The organism is Micromonospora sp. NPDC005197 (assembly GCF_040608295.1).
GTDB lineage: Bacteria > Actinomycetota > Actinomycetes > Mycobacteriales > Micromonosporaceae > Micromonospora.
Genome location: NZ_JBEXHY010000205.1, coordinates 1 through 6,479 on the forward strand (window position 1 = coordinate 1; position 6,479 = coordinate 6,479).

The 6,479-nt window shown below is 73.4% G+C and carries 5 protein-coding genes; 3 read left to right on the forward strand and 2 right to left on the reverse strand.

All coding sequences use genetic code 11. The features are described 5' to 3' along the window. Positions 1-103: 103 nt before the first annotated feature. Positions 104-2,839: a cellulose binding domain-containing protein gene (locus ABZU46_RS30560; RefSeq protein WP_354863173.1), complete on the reverse strand. Its 2,736-nt coding sequence runs from the start codon at positions 2,837-2,839 to the stop codon at positions 104-106. 416 nt (positions 2,840-3,255) lie between these two features. On the opposite strand from ABZU46_RS30560, the gene ABZU46_RS30565 reads away from it, so the two are divergent. The 3 genes from ABZU46_RS30565 to ABZU46_RS30575 are packed head-to-tail and all read left to right on the forward strand — an operon-like array spanning position 3,256 to position 5,045. Beyond that, positions 3,256-3,942: a BON domain-containing protein gene (locus ABZU46_RS30565; protein WP_354863174.1), complete on the forward strand. Its 687-nt coding sequence runs from the start codon at positions 3,256-3,258 to the stop codon at positions 3,940-3,942. 60 nt (positions 3,943-4,002) lie between these two features. Further along, on the forward strand, positions 4,003-4,500 hold the full coding sequence (locus ABZU46_RS30570; RefSeq protein WP_354863175.1) for a redoxin domain-containing protein: 498 nt from the start codon (positions 4,003-4,005) through the stop codon (positions 4,498-4,500). Continuing rightward, positions 4,497-5,045 (forward strand): thioredoxin domain-containing protein, encoded by a 549-nt coding sequence (locus ABZU46_RS30575; protein WP_354863176.1) that lies wholly within the window; start codon positions 4,497-4,499, stop codon positions 5,043-5,045. The genes ABZU46_RS30570 and ABZU46_RS30575 overlap by 4 nt, the downstream gene beginning before the upstream one ends. A gap of 21 nt (positions 5,046-5,066) precedes the next feature. Here ABZU46_RS30575 and ABZU46_RS30580 read toward each other — a convergent pair. After that, a partial coding sequence (locus ABZU46_RS30580) for a LuxR C-terminal-related transcriptional regulator (RefSeq protein WP_354863177.1) occupies positions 5,067-6,479 on the reverse strand: 1,413 nt, incomplete at its 5' end.

Below are 6,479 nucleotides of genomic sequence, written 5' to 3' on the forward strand. Positions count from 1 at the left end.
ACCGAGATGGAGCTGCAGCTCTACCGGGAGTGGTGCCGGACCCCTCAGGCAGCCCCGGCGGACCGGTGTTCTCGGGTGGCCCGGACGACGCCGGGCCACCGGGTCAGCGACTCGTGCAGCTCACGGTGGCCGGCGGCGCGTTGCTGCCGGTCCAGGAAGCGAGGAAGCCGATCGTGGTGCTGGCGCCGGCGCCGAGCGCGCCGTTCCAGCCGCTGTCCACGACCGAGACGACCGCCCCGGTCTGGGTGTGGGTGCCGCCCCACAGCTGACTGATCCGCTGGCCGTTGGGGAAGGTCCAGCCCAGCGTCCAACCGGCGATGGGCCGGGTGCCCGGGTTGGTGACCACCACTTCGGCCTGGAATCCGCCCGACCAGGAGCCGGTCACCCGGTAGGTCGCCGCACACCCACCAGCCGGGGGCGGCGTCGTCGGGGGCGGCGTGGTCGGAGGCGGCGTGGTCGGAGGCGGTGTCGTCGGGGGCGGCGTGGTCGGAGGCGGTGTCGTCGGGGGTGGCGTGGTCGGAGGAGGCGTGGTCGGTGTGCCGCCGGTGCGGTCGGCGACCAGGATGCCGCGACCGTTGGTGCCGAGGTAGACGCGTCCGTAGACACGCGGGTCGCCGGTCAGCGCCTCGGTCGGGTTGCCGTACTGGTGGCGGTCGTCGTTGACGCGTACCCAGGTCGTTCCGCCGTCGTCGGAGCGGTGTACGCCGGGCTGACCGTTCACCGTGCCGTAGAGGAAGACGGCGGGGTTGGTCCGGCCGGGCGCCGCCTTGCCGAAGCCGACGTTGCCGGAGGCGCTGACGCCGCCCAGTTTGGTGAAGCTGGCACCGGAGTCGGTGGAGCGCCACAGCCCGCCCGGCCCGGCCAGCCACAGCTCACCCGACTGACCGGGCAGCGCCTTGAACCGGACGTCGGAGGTGGGCAGGCCGGTCGCCGCCGTGGCGGTGAAGGTCGCGCCGCCGTTGGTGCTCAGGTAGACCCGCCCGGCGCTGAAGCCGTAGAACCGGTTGGGGTCGACCCGGTCGGATTCGATGATCGCGTTGGCCGGGATGCCGGCGGACTGCGCCCACGAGTTGCCGAAGCCGACTGAGTAGACGACGCGTTGGCCGGCGTCGCCGGGCGCCCAGACGAACCGGCTGCCGTCGGCTGCGGCGGCGACCGTGCCGCCGGTGTTGATCCCGGACGGCTCGGTGCCCTGGAACCAGTTCGTGCCGCCGTCGGTGGAGAAGGCGACGTGGCTGTCGTTGGGCCGGTCGGCGTCGGTGAAGTTGCCCGCCCGCACCAACACGGCGGGCTTGCTCTCGGCGTAGTCCAGGCTGGTGGTGCTCGTGAAGACCGGCTGGGTGAAGAGCATCGACGGAATGGTGTCGAGGTCGGTGTGTCGGAAGCCGCCGACGTCGCCGAGCGCGCTGATCAGTGGTGCCCCGCTGGGCGGGCTGACCAGGTCGAGGACGGCGGTCTCCTCCAGGCCACGGACCATCGGCCGGAGGGTGAGCTGACCGCCGGTGTCCCACTTGGTGAGGTCCGTGGTGCCGTAGATGGTGGCGCCGGTGCCGTACATCATCCGGTTGGAGTCGTGCGGGTCGATCTCGACCGACTCGTTCATCCAGCCGAGCTTGGGCGCGGATTCCGGAGGCGCCGGGTTGACGCCGAAGGTCAGCCAGGGCACCGAGCTGATGTCCATGGTGTAGCGGCGGGACCGCTCGGGATAGCTGGTGAAGTCCCAGATCCGGGTCCAGGTCGCTCCGCCGTCCGTGCTGCGGAAGAAGATCGCGTCCGGCCACCAGGAGACCTGGGTGGCCACCATCAGCGTGTTCGGGTGCTGCCGGTCGATGGTCAGACCGCTGTAGCCGAAGTAGTCGTCGGCGCTGCTGGAGGGCACCGGGCTGATCCGCGTCCAGGCCCCGGTCGAGCGGGTGAACTTCCAGACGTCGCCCTTGCCGCCGTCGTACGGGCCGCCGGTGTCGCTGGTGGCGATGTAGAGGTGACCGCCGACCGGGTCGACGACACCCTTGTGCGCCAGGTAGCCGGTGGGCTGCCCGGGGATGCGCGTCCAGGTGACACCGCCGTCGGTGCTGCGGTAGACCGGATTCTCCTTGTCCGCCACGCCGACGTAGATCGTCTGGGTGGTGGAGCCGGCGGTGCCGGTACTCTTGTCGAAGCTGACCCAGGTGAGGCCCTGGTTCTGCCCGTTGTAGCCGTTCGGGTCGCTGGGGTCGGCCCGGTAGTTGCCGGCGTTGGGGAAGGCGGTGACCCGGGCCCAGGTCGCCCCGTAGTCGGTGCTGCGCCACAGCCCGTTGCCGCCCTCGGCGCCGTAGTAGACGATGTTGTTCCGGTTGGGGTCGACGGCCAGCCGCTCACCCATGCCCCGGCCCGGCATGTTGCCACCGTTCTTGAACGGCAACTCGGTGGCCTGCCAGGTGGCGCCCTTGTCGGAAGAGCGCAGGATCGCGCCGTTGTTCGGGTCCCAGCCGTTGGTGTACATGCCGACCGCCGCGTACACCCGGTTGGTCTGCACCGGGTCGGTGGCGATGCTGACCACGCCGTTGTAGCCCCAGCGGTCCGCGCCGACCCAGTCGAGCAGCGGCGTCCACGACTGGCTGGACTGCTCCCAGCGGTAGGCCCCGCCGATGTCCGTCCGCGCGTAGATCAGGTTTTTCTCGGTGGGGTTGAAGACGATGCCGGGCACGAAGCCGCCGCCGCCGACCGGCACGTTGCGCCAGGTGTACGCCTCGGCGGCGGCCGGGGCCGGCGCCGAGCCAGCGGCGGTGATGGGGACCGCCACGACGGCCGTTGCGACGGCCAACGCCGACACGAGAGCGCCGGCCAGTGATCTGGGCATCTGTGGTTCCTCTCGGGGGTGCAGACCCGGGAGACGGGATCGACCAGGGTGGCGTCGCGGCCCGGGGGACGGGCGACGACGCGGGAAGGATCGACCGAAGGTGGTGCGCCGTGGCCCGGGGGACGGACGACGACGCGGGGGACGGATCGGAGCTTGCCCTGGCTCCAACCACCCGACGCGAGGCTCCCGCGATCGAGGAACGCACTCACCCTAACCGATTCAACGCCGCTATGGAAGCGCTCCCACCATCGACGGCGGGACCGGTCGACGCGCGGCGCGGGCAGGTCCGGTGGGTCCGTCGTCCGGATCGGGTGAGGTCCGCTCACCCCGGTGGCCGACACCATCGGAGCCGGCGGGCCAGCCGGCCACTCGCGTCAACCGGTCCGCCAGCCAGCGCACGCAGCGAGGGAGGGCCGATGGCCATCGCGACGATCACGCGCACCGACCAGGACATCCAGTCCGCCGTACTCGACGAGTTGACCTGGGAACCCCGGGTGCAGCCGCACGAGATCGGCGTGACCGTCGCCGAGGGCGTCGTCACGTTGACCGGGCGGGTGGACAGCTACGCGAAGAAGTGGGCCGCAGAACGGGCCGCGCACCGGGTCGTCGGAGTCCGCGCGGTCGCCAACGATCTGACCGTGCAGCTGCCCGGCAGCCACGAGCGCGCCGACCCGGACGTGGCCGCCGCGGCGGGCAACGCCCTGGAGTGGGACGCGTTCGTGCCCATCGAGAAGCTCCAGGTCACCGTCTCAGCCGGCTGGGTGACGCTGCACGGCGAGGTCGAGTGGGAGTACCAGCGCCGGGCCGCCGAGCGGGCGGTCTCCCGGCTCACCGGCGTGCGGGGCGTCAGCAACGGCGTGACCGTGCGGCCGAGCGCGCCGCCGGACAGCGCGAACGTGGCCGACCGGATCGTGGACGCGCTGGCCCGGGCCGGCGCCACCGAGGCCGAACGGATCACCGTCCGGGTGCACGGCGACACGGCGGTGCTCGCCGGACTGGTGAACTCCATGCCCGAACGCGCCGAGGTGGAGCAGGTGGCCTGGTCCGCACCGGGCATCCGGGAGGTCCAGAACCACATCGCTGTCGCACCGGTCCTGCGCTGAGCGCGCAACCACCCGGGGCGGGTGAGCCGGCCTCACCCGCCCCGGAGGCAGGCTGGGCGCATGAGTGATCCGAACGGGCTGATCCAACCCGGGCGCCCCGCGCCCGGCTTCACCCTGGCGAGCACTCCGGACGGGCGCCAGACCGGCCCCGAGCAGTTCCGGGGTCGCCCGGTCGTGCTCGTCTTCTACCCCGCCGACTGGAGCCCGGTCTGTGGGGACCAGATGTCGCTCTATCAGGCGGCGGCACCGGTGTTCGACCAGTACCAGGCGATGGTGCTCGGCATCTCGGTGGACAGCATCTGGTCGCACCGCGCGTTCGCCGAGAGCCGGGGCATCACCTTCCCGCTGCTGTCCGACTTCGAGCCCAAGGGCGAGGTGGCCCGCCAGTACGGCGCGTACACCCCGCAGGGCGAGGCGGCCCGCGCGCTGGTGGTGCTCGACCAGGCCGGGATGGTGGCGTGGAGCTACCTGTCGGCCCCCGACGTCAACCCGGGCGCGGACGGGATCTTCGACGCGCTGGACAACCTCGCCCGCGATCGGAAGGTGATGGCCCGATGACCACCCCACTTCAGGTCACCGCCCGGCTCCGGGAGCCGGTGACCATCGAGGACCACGTCCGCGGGCCGTCCAACGCCCCGGTGACCATGATCGAGTACGGCGACTTCCAGTGCCGGTTCTGCGGTGCCGCGTACGCCAACCTGCACGAGTTGCTGCGCCAGCGCGCCGACACGGTACGGCTGGTCTACCGGTACTTCCCGATCGCCAACGTCCACCCGTACGCCGAACGGGCCGCGGAGACGGCGGAGGCCGCCGCGGCGCGGGGCAAGTTCTGGGAGATGCACGACTGGCTGTACGAGCACCAGGACCAGCTGGACCCCGTGCACCTCTCGCTCGGCGTCGAGCAGCTCGGGCTGCCGCCGGACGAGCTGAACGGCGAGGTGGAGCGCGGAAAGTTCGCCGACCGGGTACGCCGAGACTTCGTCGGCGGGATCCGCAGCGGGGTCAACGGCACGCCGACGCTCTTCGTCAACGACGTCCGGCACGACGGCGGGTACGACCTGCCCGACCTGCTGGCCGCCGTGGACGCGGCGGCGAACGCCTGATCGGGGCGGCTGCCCGGCCGCTCAGATCAGCCGCAGCTCGCGCGCCCGCCGGACCGCCTCGCGCCGGCGGGTCGCGCCGAGCTTGCGGTAGATGTTGCGCACGTGGGTCTTCACCGTGTTGATCGACAACGACAGCTCGGCGGCGATCTCCACGTTGGACAGGATGCTCTGCAGGTAGCGCAGGATGGTCAGCTCCCGCTCGGTGAGCGGCTCGTCGGGCAGGCCACCCGGCTCGACCGCCGGCCGGGGCGCGCTCTCCTCGACGCCCCGGACCAGATCGCTGACCAGCGAGAAGTGTGCGGTGCCCGCATCCAGGTGGGCGGCCAGCAGGTCCCGCACCGACGGTTGGGCCCGGGTGAACGCCCGGCGGCAGCCCTGCGGGCCGGCCAGGTCCAGCACCTGCTCCAGGACGCGCCCGGCCCGGCGTACGTCCCCGGCCCGCTCGGCGAGCACCGCCTCCAGCAGGCCGGCGTCCAGGCGTACCGGAAGGGGCCAGGCGGCGGCCGGCGGCGCCTGCCAGTCCGGCAGCGCCCGCCCGGCGGCGCCGAGGTCGCCGGCCCGCAGCTCCACCCGGGCCAGGGCCACGTCGAGCGCCGGGGTGGCCGCGTCGCCGGTCACACCGGCCAGCAGGTCGCGGGCGCTGTCCAGGTCACCCCGCTCGGCCCGGGTCTCGATTTCGGCCGCCCGGAGCAGGCCCGACAGTTCGGCAGCGGCCGGCTCGTCGGGCAGAGCCTCCCGGGCGCGGGCGAGCAGCCGCTGGGCGGCCGCCGGGTCGCCGGCGTCCCGGTCCAGCCCCGCACGACACCACGCGAGGACCGCCGCCGCCACCGGCTCCGCGCTCGACCCCGACCCGTCGGCGGGACCCGCCTCCGCGAGGCCGACCCCACCGCCCGGACCCGCCGAGCCCACCGCGCCAGCCGAGCCCACCGCGCCAACCGCACCGGCCGGGCCGACCGCGAAGGCCGCGCCGGTTGCCGGGGCGGCGAGCGCGAGGTTCGCGGCAGCCTCCTCGGGTTGGTCGCGGTGCAGGGCCACCACTGCCAACGCCAGGTACGCGTAGCCGCAGTCGAGCCGGGAGGACCAGCCCCGGCAGGGCGACATGCCCAGCGCGTCGCGGGCCGCCGCCTCGGCCGCGCGCAGGTCACCGCGGACGGCGAGCAGGAGCGCGGAACGGCTGGCGGCGACCAGCTCGGTGCGCGGCCGATCCGCCTCCCGGGCCGCCGCCCGGGCACGGACGAACCGCGCGTCGGGCAGCGCGCCGGCCGACAGCTCGACGAGACCCAACGCGGTGCCCGTGAAGGCCCGCAGGTCGGCGTCGTCGGCGTCCGACGGGCGGGTCGACGTGGGCTCGGGCACCCGAGCCGCCTGGTCATCCGGCGACCCGGCTGCGCGGCGATCCGGCACCCCGGCGGGTGGGCCGTCGGTCGGGCGGGT

What these genes read in the sequence shown, in the direction of transcription:
- ABZU46_RS30565 (WP_354863174.1), top strand. Translation starts at nt 3,256, where the DNA reads ATGGCCATCGCGACGATCACGCGCACCGACCAGGACATCCAGTCCGCC.
- ABZU46_RS30570 (WP_354863175.1), top strand. Translation starts at nt 4,003, where the DNA reads ATGAGTGATCCGAACGGGCTGATCCAACCCGGGCGCCCCGCGCCCGGC.
- ABZU46_RS30575 (WP_354863176.1), top strand. Translation starts at nt 4,497, where the DNA reads ATGACCACCCCACTTCAGGTCACCGCCCGGCTCCGGGAGCCGGTGACC.
- ABZU46_RS30560 (WP_354863173.1), bottom strand. Translation starts at nt 2,839, where the DNA reads ATGCCCAGATCACTGGCCGGCGCTCTCGTGTCGGCGTTGGCCGTCGCA.